The organism is Marinobacter excellens LAMA 842, from assembly GCF_001574445.1.
GTDB classification, from domain to species: Bacteria; Pseudomonadota; Gammaproteobacteria; order Pseudomonadales; family Oleiphilaceae; genus Marinobacter; species Marinobacter shengliensis.
Window position 1 is genome coordinate 177,437 of sequence record NZ_LOCO01000006.1, and the last position, 18,597, is coordinate 196,033.

20 protein-coding genes are annotated in these 18,597 nt (G+C 53.7%); 13 read left to right on the forward strand and 7 right to left on the reverse strand.

Features of this window, described 5'->3' with window-relative positions:
* Positions 1-114: 114 nt before the first annotated feature.
* Complete coding sequence (locus J122_RS07875; RefSeq protein ID WP_061331741.1) at positions 115-345, forward strand: hypothetical protein; 231 nt, start codon at positions 115-117, stop codon at positions 343-345.
* Between the two features lie 547 nt (positions 346-892).
* Positions 893-1,621 (forward strand): TorF family putative porin, encoded by a 729-nt coding sequence (locus tag J122_RS07880; protein WP_061331742.1) that lies wholly within the window; start codon positions 893-895, stop codon positions 1,619-1,621.
* 124 nt (positions 1,622-1,745) lie between these two features.
* Here J122_RS07880 and J122_RS07885 read toward each other — a convergent pair whose 3' ends face one another.
* The 4 genes from J122_RS07885 to J122_RS07900 all read right to left on the reverse strand — a co-directional run bounded on the left by J122_RS07885 (position 1,746) and on the right by J122_RS07900 (position 4,512).
* Positions 1,746-2,432, reverse strand: coding sequence for a response regulator transcription factor (locus tag J122_RS07885; RefSeq protein ID WP_061331743.1), 687 nt, complete (start codon positions 2,430-2,432; stop codon positions 1,746-1,748).
* Positions 2,433-2,708: 276 nt separating this feature from the next.
* The gene (locus J122_RS07890; protein ID WP_061331744.1) at positions 2,709-3,389 is read right to left on the reverse strand and encodes a hypothetical protein; all 681 of its coding nucleotides are present in this window, start codon (positions 3,387-3,389) and stop codon (positions 2,709-2,711) included.
* A gap of 15 nt (positions 3,390-3,404) precedes the next feature.
* Positions 3,405-4,070, reverse strand: coding sequence for a HupE/UreJ family protein (locus J122_RS07895; RefSeq protein WP_227510136.1), 666 nt, complete (start codon positions 4,068-4,070; stop codon positions 3,405-3,407).
* Positions 4,071-4,185: 115 nt separating this feature from the next.
* Positions 4,186-4,512, reverse strand: coding sequence for a hypothetical protein (locus J122_RS07900; protein ID WP_227510127.1), 327 nt, complete (start codon positions 4,510-4,512; stop codon positions 4,186-4,188).
* A 116-nt stretch (positions 4,513-4,628) separates the two neighbouring features.
* Here J122_RS07900 and J122_RS07905 point away from each other — a divergent pair, with 116 nt between their 5' ends.
* Together J122_RS07905 and J122_RS07910 are read left to right on the forward strand one after the other, a co-directional pair.
* Positions 4,629-4,907 (forward strand): metal-sensing transcriptional repressor, encoded by a 279-nt coding sequence (locus J122_RS07905; protein ID WP_061331746.1) that lies wholly within the window; start codon positions 4,629-4,631, stop codon positions 4,905-4,907.
* A 13-nt stretch (positions 4,908-4,920) separates the two neighbouring features.
* On the forward strand, positions 4,921-6,228 hold the full coding sequence (locus J122_RS07910; protein WP_061331747.1) for an MFS transporter: 1,308 nt from the start codon (positions 4,921-4,923) through the stop codon (positions 6,226-6,228).
* On the opposite strand, the gene J122_RS07915 is transcribed toward J122_RS07910, so the two are convergent.
* Both J122_RS07915 and J122_RS07920 read right to left on the reverse strand, forming a co-directional pair.
* Entirely contained in the window at positions 6,222-7,577 is a 1,356-nt protein-coding gene (locus J122_RS07915) for an ATP-binding protein (RefSeq protein ID WP_061331748.1), read from the reverse strand. The two genes, J122_RS07910 and J122_RS07915, sit on opposite strands and share 7 nt — an antisense overlap.
* The gene (locus tag J122_RS07920) at positions 7,564-8,229 is read right to left on the reverse strand and encodes a response regulator transcription factor (RefSeq protein ID WP_061331749.1); all 666 of its coding nucleotides are present in this window, start codon (positions 8,227-8,229) and stop codon (positions 7,564-7,566) included. The genes J122_RS07915 and J122_RS07920 overlap by 14 nt, the downstream gene beginning before the upstream one ends.
* A gap of 201 nt (positions 8,230-8,430) precedes the next feature.
* On the opposite strand from J122_RS07920, the gene J122_RS07925 reads away from it, so the two are divergent.
* From J122_RS07925 to J122_RS07965, 9 genes are all read left to right on the forward strand, one after another.
* Entirely contained in the window at positions 8,431-8,958 is a 528-nt protein-coding gene (locus J122_RS07925; RefSeq protein ID WP_061331750.1) for a cupredoxin domain-containing protein, read from the forward strand.
* Between the two features lie 87 nt (positions 8,959-9,045).
* The gene (locus J122_RS07930) at positions 9,046-10,803 is read left to right on the forward strand and encodes a copper resistance system multicopper oxidase (RefSeq protein ID WP_061331780.1); all 1,758 of its coding nucleotides are present in this window, start codon (positions 9,046-9,048) and stop codon (positions 10,801-10,803) included.
* Positions 10,800-11,549, forward strand: a complete 750-nt coding sequence (locus J122_RS07935; RefSeq protein ID WP_061331751.1) for a copper resistance protein B — start codon at positions 10,800-10,802, stop codon at positions 11,547-11,549. The genes J122_RS07930 and J122_RS07935 overlap by 4 nt, the downstream gene beginning before the upstream one ends.
* A gap of 152 nt (positions 11,550-11,701) precedes the next feature.
* On the forward strand, positions 11,702-12,055 hold the full coding sequence (locus J122_RS07940; protein WP_061331752.1) for a hypothetical protein: 354 nt from the start codon (positions 11,702-11,704) through the stop codon (positions 12,053-12,055).
* Between the two features lie 11 nt (positions 12,056-12,066).
* A complete protein-coding gene (locus tag J122_RS07945; protein ID WP_082780531.1) occupies positions 12,067-13,422 on the forward strand; it encodes an APC family permease in 1,356 nt (451 codons plus the stop codon).
* Between the two features lie 27 nt (positions 13,423-13,449).
* A complete protein-coding gene (locus J122_RS07950) occupies positions 13,450-13,677 on the forward strand; it encodes a hypothetical protein (RefSeq protein ID WP_022990675.1) in 228 nt (75 codons plus the stop codon).
* The gene (locus tag J122_RS07955; RefSeq protein ID WP_061331753.1) at positions 13,670-16,036 is read left to right on the forward strand and encodes a heavy metal translocating P-type ATPase; all 2,367 of its coding nucleotides are present in this window, start codon (positions 13,670-13,672) and stop codon (positions 16,034-16,036) included. The genes J122_RS07950 and J122_RS07955 overlap by 8 nt, the downstream gene beginning before the upstream one ends.
* Before the next feature lie 31 nt (positions 16,037-16,067).
* The gene (locus J122_RS07960) at positions 16,068-16,454 is read left to right on the forward strand and encodes a DUF302 domain-containing protein (protein ID WP_061331754.1); all 387 of its coding nucleotides are present in this window, start codon (positions 16,068-16,070) and stop codon (positions 16,452-16,454) included.
* A gap of 176 nt (positions 16,455-16,630) precedes the next feature.
* On the forward strand, positions 16,631-17,089 hold the full coding sequence (locus tag J122_RS07965; RefSeq protein WP_058092336.1) for a hypothetical protein: 459 nt from the start codon (positions 16,631-16,633) through the stop codon (positions 17,087-17,089).
* A 60-nt stretch (positions 17,090-17,149) separates the two neighbouring features.
* Here J122_RS07965 and J122_RS07970 read toward each other — a convergent pair whose 3' ends face one another.
* Positions 17,150-18,442 carry a hypothetical protein gene (locus tag J122_RS07970; RefSeq protein ID WP_061331755.1) on the reverse strand — a complete coding sequence of 431 codons (1,293 nt, stop codon included), beginning with the start codon at positions 18,440-18,442 and terminating at the stop codon, positions 17,150-17,152.
* Between the last annotated feature and the right edge of the window lie 155 nt (positions 18,443-18,597).

Below are 18,597 nucleotides of genomic sequence, written 5' to 3' on the forward strand. Positions count from 1 at the left end.
AAAACGTTTCATCAGCACAGATTTTCAAGTGTGTTTAAAGTTTCGATGTTCTAATAAGGATCTGAGGCCATTGAATTTCGCTGGTCTAATTGAAATAAATATCGGAGCCGTTTTATGAAGAAAGTATCCATGATTCTAGTAGCTTCTTTCCTGGCAAGTGGTGCTTCAATAGCCCTCGCAGGAGGGCAAGCGGACAGATACAACGAGGCAAGAAGCTATCCTAATAAGAGCATAGATGAACGTTCCTCCCAGTATCGTGTGGAAGAGAGCGAGACCGTCAAAAAACTGAAGGAAGAACATAGAGTGATGAAAGAGTTGATTGGAGACCTCTTGAAAAAAGATTAAATTTTATCATTATTTATCTGGGGCCAAGCTGGAAATTGCGGGGCTCCAGTATTCATTTAATAATACGTTTTACTCCAAAACCGGAGTAAGGGGCGCTTTAAGTCAATAAAACTCAAAAGCAGTGCAGAATGCAAAAAGTTAGCGATTAGCATTTTCTACTACAACCAAGAGAGTTTTTTCTTTACAGTAGTTTTTATGACCAAATAACACCCTCCTCTATATTACTCTCAGATAATCATACTCAATCTCTAATCTCCAATGTTAACGTTATAAATAATTTTATTTTAATCCCTGTTTTTTCAAAGCTTCGCTTCTACTTGGTGCATTTATTTGCAATTGCACTATCGTTGTGCAATGTAAAAATTGGGTTTTTACATTTTATCGTATGAAATAGTCAAATATTAACGAAATTGTTTTATCAGGGCCCTCATGTAGTAATGTTCGTGCATAGTGAAGTGTATTTAAAAGTTGGCACCAAAGGTGCATATTTTTAGGTGCGTTATTCATTACGCAAATAACTAAGCTGTCAAAATTGAAGGTAAACACGATGAAAAGACGTATCTCGACTAAAGATTGTTTGCTAAGTGTTGGTTTGCTCGTAACCCTCCAAGCGGTCCCGTTAATTGCCAGCGCAGATGTTAGTGCCAATTTAGGCATAACAAGCAATTACTTATTTCGCGGTGTGACACAAACAGATGGCTCAACAGCGACCCAAGGTGGGTTTGACTACGAGCATGCATCGGGGCTTTATGTTGGCGGCTGGGGCTCCAATGTGGATTTCGGCGATGGGACGAGCTACGAGCTTGATCTCTATGCTGGCTTCTCCGGTGCAATCGAGGATATCGGTTACGATGTTGGATACATTTATTACTCTTACCCTGACGCTCCTGAATCTATTGACTTTGGCGAAATATACGGAGAGTTGAGTTACAGCATTGCATCTATTGGTGTGGCTTACACAGCAAACAGCGACGTAAGCGGCGAGGGGCTGTTCGTTCAAGGCGATATCTATTATTACGCATCTGTTGATGTGCCGCTGGAAGACGATTTCAGCACAGGTGTTTTGATTGGTTATTATGATTTCACTGATGACAGCAAGGCGTCTGTGGGTGATGCGAGTTATGGGCATGCAGCTGTTAATGTCACCAAAGATGCGGGGAACTTTGGAGCTTTCAGTGTTAATCTCGAATACGCTGATATCGATTCAAGTAACGCACTTGGTTCGGTCAATTCGGACGACCCGAAGTTTTGGCTCGGCTGGACGAAATCTTTTTAATCCATTTGGTATTTTTCACCGAAATGATTAATTGTTGATAAAGCTGGCCCAGTTTATGGGCCAGCGCGTTTATCTGGCGAACCCTGTTACTTGAAGAAGAATAGTTAAATCACAGTAAAAGAAGTCAAGCTTGAGCATTTTTCTGAAGAGGATCTCTTGCAAAAAAATATCCTTGCCCTCTCAATGTTTTTATTCGTTTTTTCCCGAGTATTTTTCTGAGCCTAGCTATGTAGACTTGAACGACATTTCTGGTTGGGCACCTTTCGATATTATAGAGTGCTTCAACAAGTTCGTCCTGCGAGAAGACTCTGTCAGGAGAGCGAAGAAAGCATTGTAAAAGGCGGTACTCCGTTGCGGTTAGTCTGAACTCTTTGTGATCGGGAGTTGTTAGGGTTCTATAGGTTGCATTAAGTAGAAAGCCATCCACGATGATCTTATCAGTTGCTCGCCCGTCTTTTCTTCTTATTATGGCGCTAAGTCGAGCTTTTAGTTCATCGAATTCGAAGGGTTTTGGAAGATAATCGTCTGCCCCGGCATTTAAGCCCTCAACTCTCTCTGTCCAGTTGGAGCGGGCAGTTAAAATAAGAATAGCTTCATGTTTGCCGCTGCTTCTCCAATTCTGCAACAAGGAAAGTCCGTCCTGGTCGGGCAGTCCGATATCGAGTACGATCGCTTGGTAACTGCTTGCTTCTACGAACGAATTGGCCTCTGAGCCGTTTTTGGCTACATCAACAGTAAAGTGTTCCTTCGCAAGCCAGCCAGAAATTTTTTCTGCGAGTATCGCGTTATCCTCGACAATTAGAACTTTCATCTATGAACGCCGTTTGTGGATGTTGGGTGATTTTGGTCGCCACCTATCTCGTGCGCAAATCAAAATAGCTCAGAAAGTGGATTTCAAGCAGCCCACTATAAAAACAGACGAACCTGAATTCAGCTTGAAAAACACGTTACTTTTCGGACAGGCGTGGCAATCCACGAAGCATGGGCCGAGGCAAGTTGGTCTTCCATCGCTGATCGTAATCGATGCACCGAGTTTGTCTGTTTTCGACAGACTTGGTGCATGCGATGAATGATCAGGGGCACTCCCTTACATTGCCTTCTTCAGCTCACCATAGTCACCCCCGGTACGGAGCACCAGCGTGATGTCGTTATCGTTACGGTTGCGGAAAAACCAGCCGTGGTTGCCCGTGAATGCCGCCACCAATTCTCCCTTATCTTCTGGAACGCCACGGCCTTTCTCATAGGAAATGGATTGACCGCTGCCATCACCGTGGGTATCGAAGTTGATCGGGCCGCCCTCAGAGGTCCATGAGAATCGCGCGACGGCGTCTTCCTTCATGGTGAGTTTGAACTCGGTACCCTCTCCTGGAGCCAGGACAACGCGGACTTCGTCCTGCCATAGTGGTTCTTGGGCGGGTTCAGGAAGAGGCTCCTCCTTGATTGTCTGCTCGGCGACTGGTTCTGGGGCAGCGGTTGTTTCCGTCGCGGAGGCGTCTGGCTCCTGCGGTTTTGTTGCGCCGGCTGATTGAACGCCGACCAATTGCGCTGTCTCGTCAGCCGCGGCTTCGTTCGCGAGTTGGCCTTTGATTTCACCCATTTCCGTCAGGCCCAAAAGGCGACCCGCGCCGGTGGGGTCCAGCGCATATTCGGCCGGCATTACCACAGTCACTAGCAGCACCAATGCCACTATCGCGGCCATGATAGTGGAACGAATCAGTTTTGCGGTGCTGGGCAGATCACTGCGTGAAGGCATATCTGTGTTGTACATAAATCGTCTCCAGAATTAAGCAACAAAATAACCGGTGAGCTGGTAGCCCATGAGCAAGAAGCCCGCGCTCATCATGGCCACGTTGGCGGTGTAGGCGTGTCGAAAAAAGCCATCCGTTTTGCGCCAGAAGCTCATAAGGATCAGGATCATGGCCAGCGCAACGAGCTGACCGATTTCGACGCCTACGTTGAATGCAAGAAGGTTGGGTATCAGCCCGTCCGGTGAGATGTCGTATTCGATGATCTTGGTCGAGAGCCCAAAGCCGTGGAAGAACCCGAATATCAGAGTTGCGGCCTTGGTGTTGGGCTGGAATCCGAACCAGCGTTGGTAGGCGCCAATGTTGTCCAATGCCTTGTACACAATGGACAGGCCAATAATCGCGTCAATGAGGTAGCTGTTGATGCCGACGTTGAAGTAGACACCTAACAGCATCGTTGTGGAATGTCCCAGAGCGAACAGGCTCACGTAGATCGCGATGTGCTGCATGCGATAGAGGAAAAAGATGACGCCTAGCAGGAACAGCAGGTGGTCATAACCGGTGACCATGTGTTTGGCCCCGAGGTAAGTGAACGCAATGAGGTTTATACCGGTGATTTCCTGAATGTACCCCTTGTCTCCCTGGGCAACCGCGTGGGCGAGCACGTCAGTACTCATGCCCAACAGGCCAATGGTCAGGATCATCCATAACAGACGGTGTCCGCCGGCGCCGACATGCGCGCGCCAATGGCCGTCAAAGAGATTTGACAACATAGTGACTCCAATAGATTTGATTACAAAAGCTGCTTCGCAGCGAATATCAGAACGTCATGGAGTCTTTCGGGGGGCGATCGAGCCGGTAACGAAAACTGCGAGGGGAGTCTGCGGCAAATGGAATAATCTGCCGGAGTGACATCGACTGGCTGGCGAGCAGTCGGTTGGTCAGGTGACCCATGGTTTCATGGGTATGGTTGCCAGTGTCATGGTGAATGTGATTCTCAGAGTCTTCACCACCACTGTCATGGCTGTGTGGGTGGCTTTCTTGATCCAGTGTGGTCGGGGCAGCGAGTTCAGCAACACCATGTGAAGAGGCTTCGCCGATAACCGACAACGACATGCCTATCAATGCGAACAGCATGACGAGCATTTGAAGCAGATTTTTACCCTGGATCGCTGTGACCATAAGTGTGGCGATGTCGACTGGCAATTGGATTCGAAGACTGGTTAAGGATAGCATCCCCCTAGGGGGGATAGGAATGAAGAATGGCTAATGAATACAAACATCAGTCGCATCCAGAGATCGTGAAACGCCTTAAGCGGGCCAACGGGCACCTTCAGAGCGTGATCAACATGATCGAACAGGAAAAGCCCTGCCTGGAGCTTGCGCAACAGCTTCATGCGGTAGAGAGAGCCATCCAGCAGGCCAAACGTGTGCTGGTACAGGATCATATCGAGCATTGCCTGGACGACGCGATTGGAGCGCTGGAGCCTGAGCAGCAAAGGCGGGTTGATGAATTCAAGGCGATTGCACGTTATCTCTGAGCTAGGCTGACCAATGTTAGGGATTCTCCAGCACCGAATCTATCGCCATCTGTTTTTCGCTCAGGTGGTGGCCCTTCTGGGAACTGGATTGGCGACGGTGGCCTTGAGCCTGCTGGCGTTTGATTTGGCAGGGAAGGACGCAGGCCAGGTGTTGGGCACCGCGATGGCCATAAAAATGGTGGCCTATGTGCTGATCGCACCGCTGGCCTCAGCGCTTGCCGAGAGAATGCCCCGCCGGATGATGCTGGTGTCGCTGGATCTGGTGCGAGCGGCTACCGCCCTGGCGTTACCGTTCGTTTCGGAAATCTGGGAGGTGTATGTCCTAATTGCGGTACTTCAGTCCGCGTCTGCCGCGTTCACCCCTACATTTCAGTCCACCATTCCGGACACGCTCCCGAACGAGGACGACTACACCAAAGCCTTGTCTCTTTCTCGTCTCGCCTATGATCTTGAGAATCTGGTGAGCCCGGCTTTGGCTGGGTTAATCCTGCTGGCGACCAGTTGGCAGGCGCTGCTCTCCGGCACGGTCGTGGGTTTCATTGCGTCTGCATTCCTGGTGGTGTCTGTGGTTTTGCCATCCGGTTCTGCACCCCAAAAACGTCGTGGGGTTTTTGAGCGGGCGCGCCGGGGGTTCCGCATCTTCTTTGCTACGCCACGTCTTAGAGGCCTGATGGCATTGAACGTCGTGGTCAGCATGGCTGGCTCGATGGTGATTGTGAACACTGTCGTGATTGTGCGTGGCAGCTTCGGCCTGACGGAGCAGCACACCGCCATGGCGTTTGCCGCTTTTGGCGGCGGCTCCATGCTTGCGGCCATCGCGTTGCCCACACTGCTCAAACGATGGAAGGATCGCCCGGTCATGCTGACAGGGGCGTGGGTGTTACTCGGTGGCCTGGGAGCGGCCCTGTTTGCCGATTCGATTGAAACGTTGTTGCCAGTGTGGGTCTTCCTTGGCACAGGTTTCTCAACAGTGCAGACGCCGATTGGCCGGCTGCTTACCCAATCCTCTCACGGCGAAGATCGGCCGGCTCTTTTCGCTGCTCAGTTTTCCTTATCCCATGCAGGCTGGCTGTTCGCCTATCCACTGGCGGGGTGGTTGGGATCGAGTGCAGGCATTCAACTAACGTTGATTGTGCTGGCGACCCTGGGGCTCGCTTTCATGTTCGCTGCGATACGACTTTGGCCTGCTGATGATCCGCTCGTGATAGCACACAGTCACGCCGACCTGCCCAGAAATCATCCGCACAGAGTAGAGTCCGGGCCAGAACATTCTCATCGGTATGTGATCGATGAATTACATCCGAGGTGGCCGGGTTACTGATTGGCCACAGATATCTCAGTGGGAATGTCGATTGTCGCGCACAAACCGCTTTTCTTAGCGGCCGTAAAGTGAAGGGTTCCTCCGTAGCGTTCGACGATTTCCCGAACTATGGCGAGCCCGAGGCCATGGCCCGGTGTCTGCTCGTCCAGCCGCAATCCCCGTTGACCCAGCTTGCCGATTTCGGCGTCAGCAACGCCCGGCCCATCGTCGATAACACCTATGTGCAGTGTTCCGGAGTGTTGCGCCAATGACAGCTCCACGCACCGTTCTGACCATTTGCCAGCGTTGTCCAGAAGATTACCCATAATTTCATTCAGGTCGTGCTCCTCAATCGGCCAGCGGACGTCCTCTGGCAGAGAGCTCGACAGTTCAAAGGATTTTTCCGGGTACAGTCGCCCCAGCATCCAGAGCAGATCCCGTGCCTGTTTCAGTGGGTAGGCGCTTTTCCCGACCTGTGGTCCGGCAAAACGACTTCGTCGCATTTCGGCTTCAAGCTGTTTGTCGATGTCGTTGAGTCTCGCCGTCATCTGGAGCCGGAGTTCATTGGGAAGCGGGCGGCTCGTGTCCTCAAGTACCTGCCGGACGGCTGCAATGGGAGTCTTGACGCTGTGAGACAGGTTAGCCAGCGCATCCCTGGAACGTTCCAGGCGCTGATCCAAGGAATCGAGTAGCTGGTTGAGTTGTTGAACCAGCGGGCGAAATTCCTCGGGCGCCTGCACATGAATCCGCGAAACCTCGCCGTCCTGGAGCCTTTTTAATGTGGCCTTCAGCTCGACAACGGGCCGCATGGACAGGTTGATTCCGAACCAGATCACCGCAACCAGAAGCAGAATCAGCAATACGGAGACGATGGCGGTCCAGGCATGCAGCTCGGCCTGGCTGCGTTTTAGTGCGCCCAGATCCTCCGACACAATCACTACGATGGGGGTCTCGCCCAGGCGAAATGTTTTGCGATACGCAAGAATATCCTCCGGCGCCCCGGCACTTTCCAACCCCTGTACACGAAGGGTTCCGTCCTGCCCGGATTCGATCATCGACCTCAGTACCGGCCCCCAGGAATCTGGTGACAGGATGGTTTTGGAAGGAGCGTGGATGGCAAAGGCGTGGTGGAAGACTTCCTGAAAGTAATCACCGGTCTGGAGACTATCCAGCTTACCGCCAGAATCACGGATTTGGTGTTCCAGGAAAGCAACTTCATCCTTTAGGCGTGTTTCTACGAATTCCCGTGACATGCGGTCCAGCAGCAGACCATGAACCAGCCAGGCCAGCCCCATCAGAGCGATGCCCGCAGGCAACAGCAGTACCAGCAGGGTGCCCTTGACGGATGTGGGCTTTCTAAACAGTGTCATTGAACAGGTACCCCTGGCCGCGACGGGTTGAGATGGCGTCGTTGCCAACCAGTTTTCGTAATCTGCGAATGTAAGCTTCGATCACGTTCTCATTCGGGGTGTCGTTCAGGTTGTAGAGCTGTTCCATTAACTGCTCTTTCGAAAACACATGGCCCGGGCGGCTCATCAGGCACCGTAGAAGGCGAAATTCAGTGCCGGTCAAACTGTGTTCAGTGCCATCGTCCGACTTAAGGCTCTGGCGATTTTCGTCCAACTCATAGCGTCCGGCTTTGACCATCGAGTGAATTCGGCCTTCGCTTCGACGCACAATGGCATTCAGGCGGGCGATCAGTTCTTCGGTCTGAAAGGGTTTCGCCAAATAGTCATCGGCCCCCGCTTTGAGCCCTTCCACCTTGTCGTGCCAGTCTCCACGAGCGGTCAGGATGAGCACCGGAAAGGCGATACGATTTCTTCTCCACTTTCGCAGGATGTCCAGACCGTTGCCATCGGGGAGGCCAAGATCAAGGATAACAGCTCGATAATTCTCCTGTTCTCCCAGAACCATGGCTTCTCTGGCCGTGTAGGTCGTATCAACGCTGAATCCCGCCTTTTCGAGCTGGCCGCTCAATCCATCAGCCAGCAAACGGTCATCTTCAACGAGCAGTAATCGCATCGGTCTGTCCTTTTCGTGAGCCAAGTCGGCGAACAGTGTCGCCCATTAACCTGAATTCAGACTGAACGACAAAAGAGTTGGGTATTTTCAGCAAGAATTCAGGTTAGTGCGCGATGGTGTCACTCGTATTTTGGCATTGCTCCCAGTTCAGGGCTAACCAACGCCGGTAGTGCCGGCTAGTATCGCAAAGGAGAAGACAAGATGAACGCATCCAAATTGATTGTTGCAGCCGCTGCCATGTCGATGTCGGCAGTGACCCTCGCCGCTGGTGCCCATGGCGGTGGCCACGGCGCCAGCAGTGGCGAACCGGGCAAGGCATCAGAAGCCTCGCGCACTATTACCGTCGAAATGTATGACAACTACTACGAACCGGAAGAAATCAATGTTGAACCCGGCGAAACCGTACGCTTTGTTGTCAAGAACGAAGGCAGCCTGGTCCACGAGTTCAACATTGGTACGCCTTCCATGCATGAAGGCCATCAAAAGGAAATGATGATGATGGTCGAGCATGGCGTGATTCAGGGCGGCAAGCTCAATCAGCACATGATGAACATGGATATGGGCAACGGGCATTCCATGAAACACGACGACCCGAACAGCGTGTTGCTGGAACCGGGTAAAAGTAAGGAAGTTGTCTGGAAGTTTACGGAAAAGGGCGATATTGAGTTTGCCTGCAATGTGCCGGGCCATTACCAGGCTGGCATGTACGGTGACGTTAACTTTGAGTGACTTGGTGTGCTGAAGAGCATGCGAATGCAAGGGTTGGCGAAAGTTTCCCAGCCCAGCTTCAACGAAGTGCAGTTTGGAGTAAAACAGATGAAAACACGTCTACTGACGGGGCTTCTGAGCCTGTTGATGCCGGTAATGGTTTTGGCCGGAGAATACGACCTGACGGTCGACCGAGTTGAAATTGACACCGGTGATTTCGTTAAGGAGGGCATTGGATACAACGGAAAATCCCCTGGACCGGTGATGCGCTTCAAGGAAGGCGAAAACGTCAAGATCAATGTGACCAACAACCTGGATGAGATGACATCAATCCACTGGCACGGCCTGATCCTTCCCTTTGATCAGGACGGTGTGCCAGGCATCAGCTTTCCGGGTATCAAGCCGGGTGAAACCTTTACTTACGAGTTTCCGATCCAGCAGGCGGGCACCTACTGGTTCCACAGCCACTCTGGTTTCCAGGAGCCAGATGGCGCTTATGGTTCCATTGTGATTGAGCCTAAAGGCCGTGAGCCGTTCCGTTACAACCGCGAATACGTGGTGCAGCTCACTGACAAGCATCCGCACTCCGGCGACCGCATCATGCGCAACCTGAAGATGATGCCCGATTACTACAACCGCGAGCAGCAGACCGTGGGCGAGTTCTTCTCGGACGTGTCCGAAAACGGCCTGATGAACACCGTCAGTGACCGTATGGCCTGGGGTGACATGCGTATGATGAAAGCGGATGTTGAGGACCTCCAAGGTTTTACCGGCCTGATCAACGGCAAAGGGCCGGCCCAGAACTGGACCGGACTTTTTGAGCCCGGCGAGCGGATCCGGCTTCGGTTTATCAACTCCTCTGCGATGACCTACTTCGACATTCGGATCCCCGGTCTCGATATGACCGTTGTCCAGGCCGACGGCAACAACGTTCAGCCTGTCAATGTAGACGAGTTCCGGATTGGTGTGGCGGAAACCTACGATGTCATCGTGCGTCCGAAGGATGCACAGGCCTACACCATCTTTGCCGAATCCATGGGACGCTCAGGCTATGCGAGAGCCACATTGGCCCCTGAAGAGGGTATGGAAGCCGCCGTGCCGCAACTGCGCGAGCCTGCCCGTCTGACTATGGCGGATATGGGCGGTATGCCCGGCATGGACCACGGCAATATGGCTGGCATGGATCATGGCAACATGGATATGAATAGCTCAGAAGAGATGCCGGGCATGGATCACTCCTCAATGGAAGGAATGGACCCGTCGAATATGGAAGGCATGGATCATTCGAGCATGTCCGGCATGGACCATGGTTCCATGGCGATGGGAAAAGAAGGCCCAAGCGATCCCTTCTATGCCAAGGGAAGCGGCCTTGTGCCCACGGCAGCCAATGGCGGCAAGTTCCTGTCTTACGCAGACCTTAAGGCTCAGGACCCACTGTATGAAGACCGCGAACCGACGCGGGAAGTCGAGCTTCGTTTGACTGGCAACATGGAACGGTACACCTGGAGTATTAACGGCGTGAAGTACGAGGACGCTGACCCCATTCGCCTGAAATACGGTGAGCGCGTTCGCTTCAAGTTCGTCAATGAAACCATGATGACGCACCCCATGCACTTGCATGGCATGTGGTCCATCCTCGATGTTGGCGCTGGTCAGTGGAACCCGATCAAACACACGATCAGCGTCCAGCCGGGCACGACGGTGTATATGGAAACCGAGGTGGACGAGCCTGGCCAGTGGGCTTTCCACTGCCACCTGTCCTATCACGCGGCGGCCGGTATGTTCCGCAAAGTGATTGTTGAGGGTGGCCCCGAGTCGACTCAAGCAAAGTCGGACGCAACAACCGCGGAAGGAGGTGATGCATGAGATCTATTCGATCACTTGTTGCTGTCAGTTTTCTTGCCTCCATTGGATTCTCAGCGGCGGTGACAGCTCAGGAAATGATCTCCGACACCACCGCTCGCAAACAGCCGCTCACAACCTGGGGCGTTCAGTTCGAGGAATTTGAATACCGCTACAGCGACGACGATGAGGAGTTGGGTGTCTGGAATGCAGATGCCTTCTACGGTACCGACGATCTGAAAGTCCGGTGGCTGACAAAAGGCGAGTATGCGATTGAGGAAAAGGCCTACGAAACGCTGGAAAACCAGCTTGTAGGCCAAGTGCCCATCTCCAAGTTCTTTGATGCCAAGGCAGGTGTTCGATTCGATACCCCCGAGGGTCCGGATCGGACCTACGCGGTATTGGGCATAGCAGGGTTGGCGCCTCAGTGGTTTGAGATCGATGCGAACCTTTATGTGAGCAAAGATGGCGATACGTCAGCCCAACTTGACGCAGAGTACGAGTTGCTGTTCACGAACCACTGGATCCTGGCCGCAACGCTGGATGCCACTGTTGCGTTTAGCGAGGATGAAGAAATCGGAGTCGGAAAGGGATTGGTTTCCACCGAAACTGGCCTTCGGTTGAGGTATGACCTGATCGATCGTGCGTTCTCTCCCTACGTGGGCGTGGTGCATGAGCGCAAGTACGGCGATACAGCCGATTTTACGAAAGCTGAAGGCGGTGGGACAGAAGACTGGTTTGCCGTGATCGGCGCTCGAATCGCATTCTGATGCTGATGGGCCATGGGGAAACCCACGGCCCTTTTTCGTCTATGATTTGATGTAACTCAAATCCACCGAAAGTCTGTGTCCATTTTCAGTCGCAGTTCAGATTGAAGTGTTTTGATACAGGGAGAAGTCATCAGGAAGAGAGGTGTCACCCCATGACCAAAGCACACAAAGCAACCAATCAGGAGCAGTTTTTGTTGCGCCGAAAAATGGCCGTCGAGGGGCTTGGAGAGGATCAGTGGGATGGGCTCATCCACGATCTTAATCACCACCCCTGCGTTGATTTCGCCGAGCGTAAGCCGAATGGCACATTGCAGGTGACGTACGACGGAACCCACTGGTCCGTCGATGAATTACTGGAACTGATCAAGGCTTACGGTGGCCGATTGAAAACCGGATGGTGGACCCGGCGCAAATTGGCCTGGTACCGGGTTACCGACGACAACGTTCGGGCAAATGCCAAGCATGAGCCGTTCTGCTGTTCCAAGATTCCACCCATGAAAAAATAACAGGAGGTTGAATGAACAGGGAGGAAGATCGAACCACCCGCTACCAGGAGGGCAGTCTCACTTTACCAGGGACAGTCATGCTGGGTACCGGCGTCATGATTGGCGCCGGTATCTTTGCGTTGACCGGGCAGATGGCACAGATGACCGGCGTGCTTTTCCCGCTGGCGTTTCTGGCCGCGGCGGTAATCGTCAGCTTCAGCGCTTATTCCTACATCAAAATATCCAATGCCTACCCGTCAGCCGGGGGCATTGGCATGTACCTTCACAAAGCCTACGGCAACCGCCTGCCGACGGCGTTTAACGCTTTGCTGATGTATTTCTCGATGGTGATTGCCCAGAGCTTTCTAGCGCGTACCTTCGGTTCCTACACCATGCAGCTGTTCGGCGGTGATGACAGCGGCCGCATGGTGCCCATTCTTGGCGTCTCTCTGATCCTGGCCGCGTTTCTGATCAATCTGCTGGGTAACCGGATGATTCAGGGGGTGGCCTCGTTCATCGGCATTCTGAAAATTGGCGGCATTCTGGTCTTCGGGCTGGTGGGTGTCTGGGTTGCCGATAGTCTGTCGGTCGACTTTTCAAGCGCGGGCGAAGCCGGAGCAACGGGTAATTTCTTGGGTGCGACAGCACTTGGCATACTCGCCTTCAAGGGCTTCACCACGATCACTAACAGCGGCTCCGAAGTAATAGATCCCAAGCGAAATGTAGGGCGAGCCATCATTATTTCCATCGCGGCCTGCGTGGTGATTTACACCCTGGTTGGTTTTGCTGTGGCCAGCAACCTGTCGCTGGCTGAAATCATCGAAACGCAGGACTATTCGCTTGCTGCCGCAGCACGCCCGGCATTGGGAGAGTATGCGGTCTGGTTCACCGTCGCCATTGCCATGATGGCCACCGCGGGTGGCATCCTCGCAAGCATATTCGCCGTTTCGCGCATGTTGGCCATGCTGACCGAAATGAAGCTGGTTCCGCATCGTCATTTCGGTATGCCGGGCAGTATCCAAAAGCACACGCTGGTCTACACCGTGGTCCTGGGGCTGATTCTGACGGCCTTCTTTGACCTCTCCCGGATTGCAGCGCTAGGCATCATTTTTTACCTGATCATGGACATTGCCATCCATTGGGGCGTTTTGCGCTACCTGCGTGAGGACGTGAAGTCCAATGTGTGGGTACCGGCGACAGCCATCCTGTTGGATCTGCTGGTGCTTGGCGGCTTTGTCTGGGTAAAACTGAATACGGACCCGTTCGTCATTGGTGTGGCAGTGGTCACCATGATTGTGCTTGCAGTTTCCGAGCAGATTTTCCTGAAAAGATCGCCGGAATCCGCGCAAGCGAAACAGGAAGAGAGTCACGCGCATCGTCACCATTAACCAGAATCAGGAAGTGAGGCTATTGCCATGATGGGAGATAACATGTTCGGGAACACCATGTGGGCAGGCCACTGGCTGTGGATGCTGGTGATTGCCATTGTGGTCGTCATTCCGGCCTGGCGTATTTGCCAGCGCACGGGGTATCCGGGGTGGATGGGTGTACTGATACTGATCCCTATCGTCAATCTGGTTCTGCTGTATTTCATTGCATTTGCAGACTGGCCCGCCGATAAAACAGGAGATCAGAATGGCTGAGCATCATCACGCCCATCACCATGACAGTCATAACCACAGTCATGATCAAAAAGCTGCCGAGGAGCACGCAGTGAAGGATCCGGTTTGCGGCATGTCGGTAGATCCCCACTCGGCAGAGCACCGTAGCGAACACGGTGGCAAAACCTGGTACTTCTGCTCGTCACGCTGCCAGACCAAGTTTGACGAAGACCCGGAACAGTACCTCGGTGAGGAAAAGAAGCAGCAAGAGCCGGTAGCGCCGGGCACCATGTATACCTGCCCCATGCATCCGGAAATTCGCCAGCAAGGCCCGGGGGACTGCCCCATTTGTGGGATGGCCCTGGAGCCAGAGCAGGTGAGCCTGGACGACGGGCCGTCGGCAGAACTCAAGGACATGACCCGCCGGTTCTGGATTGGCCTGGTTCTGACATTGCCGGTCCTGGTGCTGGAAATGGGCGGGCACCTGACCGGGCTTGACCATATTGTTGCTCCTCAGATGTCCAACTGGATTCAGTTAGTGCTGGCAACGCCGGTGGTGCTCTGGTGCGGCTGGCCCTTCTTCGTCCGGGGCTGGAAATCCGTGGTCAGTCGAAATTTGAACATGTTCACGTTGATTGCCATTGGCACCGGCGTAGCGCTGATCTATAGCCTGGTAGCCACACTTGCACCCCAGGTATTCCCGGGCGCCTTCCGGCAGGACGATGGCTCGGTGGCAGTGTATTTTGAGGCGGCAGCGGTCATCGTGGTGTTGGTGCTGCTGGGGCAGGTGTTGGAGTTACGGGCCCGGGAGAAAACCTCCGGTGCCATCAAGGCTCTGCTTGACCTGGCGCCCGCCACCGCCAGAAAACTGGACGATGATGGCGGTGAGTCGGATGTATCGCTGGATCAGGTAAAGGTCGGTGACCGTCTGCGGGTGCGCCCCGGCGACAAGGTGCCGCTGGACGGCGAGGTCCTTGAAGGCAGCTCCAACGTGGATGAGTCCATGGTGACCGGTGAGCCGCTGGCGGTCAGCAAGAAATCCGGCGATCAGGTGATCGGCGGCAGCATCAACCAGCAGGGTAGTTTTATCATGCGTGCCGACAAGGTTGGCCGCGATACCATGCTGTCCCAGATCGTGCAGATGGTCGCCAGCGCCCAGCGAAGCCGCGCACCGATTCAGGGGCTGGCCGACAAAGTAGCAGGCTGGTTTGTGCCCGCTGTGATCGTAATTGCCATTATCGCCTTTATCGCCTGGTCATTCTTTGGGCCAGCACCGCCCATGGCCTTCGGGTTAATTGCCGCTGTGAGCGTACTGATTATTGCCTGTCCCTGCGCTTTGGGCCTGGCAACGCCTATGTCGATTATGGTCGGCGTTGGGCGGGGTGCGCAGAGCGGTGTGCTGATCCGTGATGCCGAGGCACTGGAGCGCATGGAGAAAGTGGACACTGTAGTGGTGGATAAGACGGGCACTCTGACTGAAGGTAAACCCCAGGTGACCAGGCTGGTGCCCGCTGAGGGGATCAGTGAGGAAGAGCTCATGCGATTCGCCGGCGGCCTGGAGAAGGGCAGTGAGCATCCGTTGGCCCACGCCATTCTCGATAAAGCCAAGACCATGGGCTTGAAACTACCGGATGCGGGAGACTTTGATTCACCTAATGGCAAGGGTGTCACTGGCAGGATCGACGGACGGCGGGTATTGCTCGGAAACCGGCTGTTGATGGAGGCGGAAAATGTGGATACGGCGGACTTTGAAAGCGAAGCCGACCAGCTCCGCCAAGATGGGGCGACTGTTATTTTCGCGGCCGTAGATGGCAAAGTGGCCGGTTTGCTTGCCATCGCCGATCCAGTAAAAGAAACCACCGAAGCCGCAATTACCGCCCTGCAAAAAGATGGCATCCGAGTGGTCATGCTGACCGGCGATAACCGCACCTCAGCCGAGGCAGTTGCCCGTAAACTGCATATTGACGAAGTGGAAGCGGAAGTCCTGCCGGAAGATAAGGGCAAGATCGTCCAGCGTCTGAAAGACGAAGGCCGTGTTGTCGTGATGGCGGGTGACGGCGTAAACGATGCGCCTGCACTGGCAACGGCGGATGTCGGTGTGGCCATGGGCACCGGCACCGATGTGGCCATTGAAAGCGCCGGCATTACCCTGCTGCGCGGCGATTTGATGGGTATTGTGGAAGCGCGCCGTTTGTCTCTGGCGACCATGCGCAATATCCGGCAGAACCTGTTTTTTGCATTTATATACAACTCTGCTGGCGTTCCTATTGCGGCAGGAGTTCTGTATCCGTTTTTCGGCATACTGCTTTCGCCGATTTTTGCAGCGGCCGCCATGTCGCTGTCCTCAGTCAGCGTGATAGTGAATGCGCTGCGTTTGAGGGTGGTGAAGCTCAATCAATAAACAATGAACTTCCGAGTCATTGGAGATAGCCATGTCATACACGATCAATCGAATTATCAAAGATGCAGATTTCGAGGGCGTAGATCAAAGAGCGCGCCAGGCCCTTACCGACCACGGTTTCGGGATACTGACGGAAATTGATGTCAAAGCCACCATGAAGAAAAAGCTGGACAAGGACATGTCGGCTTATCGGATTCTCGGGGCCTGCAATCCTGGCATGGCCTGGGAAGCCATCGGTGTGGAGCCTCGCGTGGGTGCCATGCTGCCTTGCAACGTTATTCTTCGTGAGGTTTCGGAGGGCATTGAGGTAAGTGCAGTGGATCCATTGGCTTCCATGAGCGCCATCGATAATGACGAGCTCAAGCAGGTTGCCGGGAAGGTCAGGGATATGCTCTCTGAGGTTGTGGAATCGATCTGAAGCCGGTAGAGGCGTCGATTTGCTGCAGTGCCTGCGGTTTGCAATGGATTAGCGAATTAGCCAGGCGAGCGCATAGCCCAACTGAACACTGGAAATGCAAATAGGACTCCTCATTTGACGACGGGATACCTATTTGATGTCAGTCATATTATGGAGAAGAAAAAAGGAAAAAAGATATGGATATAAAGACTTTTGGACAACTGATCGACTGGACGCGCGATCTGCACTCACATCTGGCGAGCTGTCTGTCCCATTGCGCAACAAAGCACGAGGAAGAACGGGCCCGTGCGCTTTTGGATTATCTGGCAGCTCATGAATCGGACATAGAGCGGATCGTGAACGAGTTTGAGCACCAAGGGGATAAGAAGGCACTGGAAACTCGGGTGTACGACTACCTGTCCCATAATCCGATCAAAACTCATCGAACCTGCGACGAGCCTTACGCGAAGCTTGATTTTGATGGTATCTGCCGGGAAGTGTTCGACTTTCATGATCAGATTATTGATCTCTACAAAACGCTGATTGGAAAAGCCGAAATTCCAGAAGCAAAAGAGCTGTTCGAATCTCTTTTGGCGATGGAGGAAAATGAGTCGATGAGACTGGCTCGTCAGGTTGGCCGAATGCAGGATCTATGAGATCCGAGCACTTTTGCTGACGGCTTAATCCCTTTGAATGTTTCCAATTGAGGCTCACCTTCACACCTCAAAGACGGGCGCAAAGCCACCTCCCGGCGTTCGAAAGTTGGTGGCCTGGCCCTGGTACACACGGGCAGCGGCAAGCAGATGTTGCCCGGCATAGGTGTACAAACGGATATCGACCTTTCTGGTGGTGACCGTGCCATCCACTCTCAGGGTGCGTTCTCCGGCGGGAACGAAGTTCTGCGCGATGTAATCACCCTTCAGGATCTCTTCGAAAACGCGGCGGGTTAGTTTTTCGCCCCGATAGACGCCCTTGCTGCCATGGCCCGCTACCGGTTTGAAAAACAGTTTACGCCGGTTGCTCCACAACTCCGCCTCATCACTTGCTGAAACCAGCCGGGTCTTCGGTACAGCTCTATCCAGAAATCCTGCCTCGGTTTCACTCAGGCCCCAGTCGCGCAGGGTTTGGGCATCAGATAGCAGAATCAGGTTCCGTTTGTCGGCCATCAGCGCATGGGCGCGTGGATTGGGCGTGACGACCGCCGCGCCGTCGAGGTAGGCGCGCCTCAGCGCCCCAAGAGCCGGGGCCTCCAAGGCAAAATCCACCAGGCGGTTGTACACCATGTCAATAGGCTTGCCGTGGGCGCTCAGGGCACCATCAACATACTCAAGCTCCGATGGGTCGAGGATCAAGGTCTCTATGCCTCTGGCCTGGAATAACTGCTGGGCCAGTTGGAATTCCGGGAACATAAACTGGGATTCTGGGGCATCGTCCACAATGGCCAGGCAACCGGGTGTCGAGTCGCCACCTTGCCGTTGCCACTCCTGCTGGAACATGGCAAACACCGCGTCCTCGAACCCATCCAATGCACGGTTGGTGCCAGCGGTCTGCTGGGACGGGTCACAGCATCGGTGTTGAGCCCGGGCCAATACCGTGTTCAGAAATGCGCCGCCGGCGTTGGTGTTGATTTCGATCAGCTGAGGCCCGTTCTCGCCCAGGTGAAAGTCGTAGCCCATGAACGCCCCGATGGGGCCTGGATCAAAACCGGCGATGTCCGGCGCCCAGGACAGAGCTTTTTCCTTATAGGGCGGAAGCTCGGCTGCGGATTCGATCGCCTGAACAATCCGCTCCATCGTCGCGATGTCAGCCTGGGGAACAAAAACCGGCGTGTTTGAAAAGAAATGATGGATCTCGGGAGTGGCCGGCGCCTCGTTCCCAGTGTCTGAAAACTGCTTCTGGAGGCTGTCAGTGAGCGCTTTTCGGTCAAGGGTGATGCAGTAACACTGCCGGTTGAGCTGGTCGGCGTGGGTTTTGGTTGTTCGCTGGTTTTCCTGGGGCACGTCTTGCATTGGTCGTCCATGGTCATTGTGAATCGTTCCACCTTGATTCTGGTCAAACGAATGCATGTTTCGCAACTGTTTTCAGGCCTGTTTCAGCTTGGTGTGATGGACTGCCAAGTAATGACCATGCCTGTTCGGGATCTTGCTTACCGGGCGAGGAGATC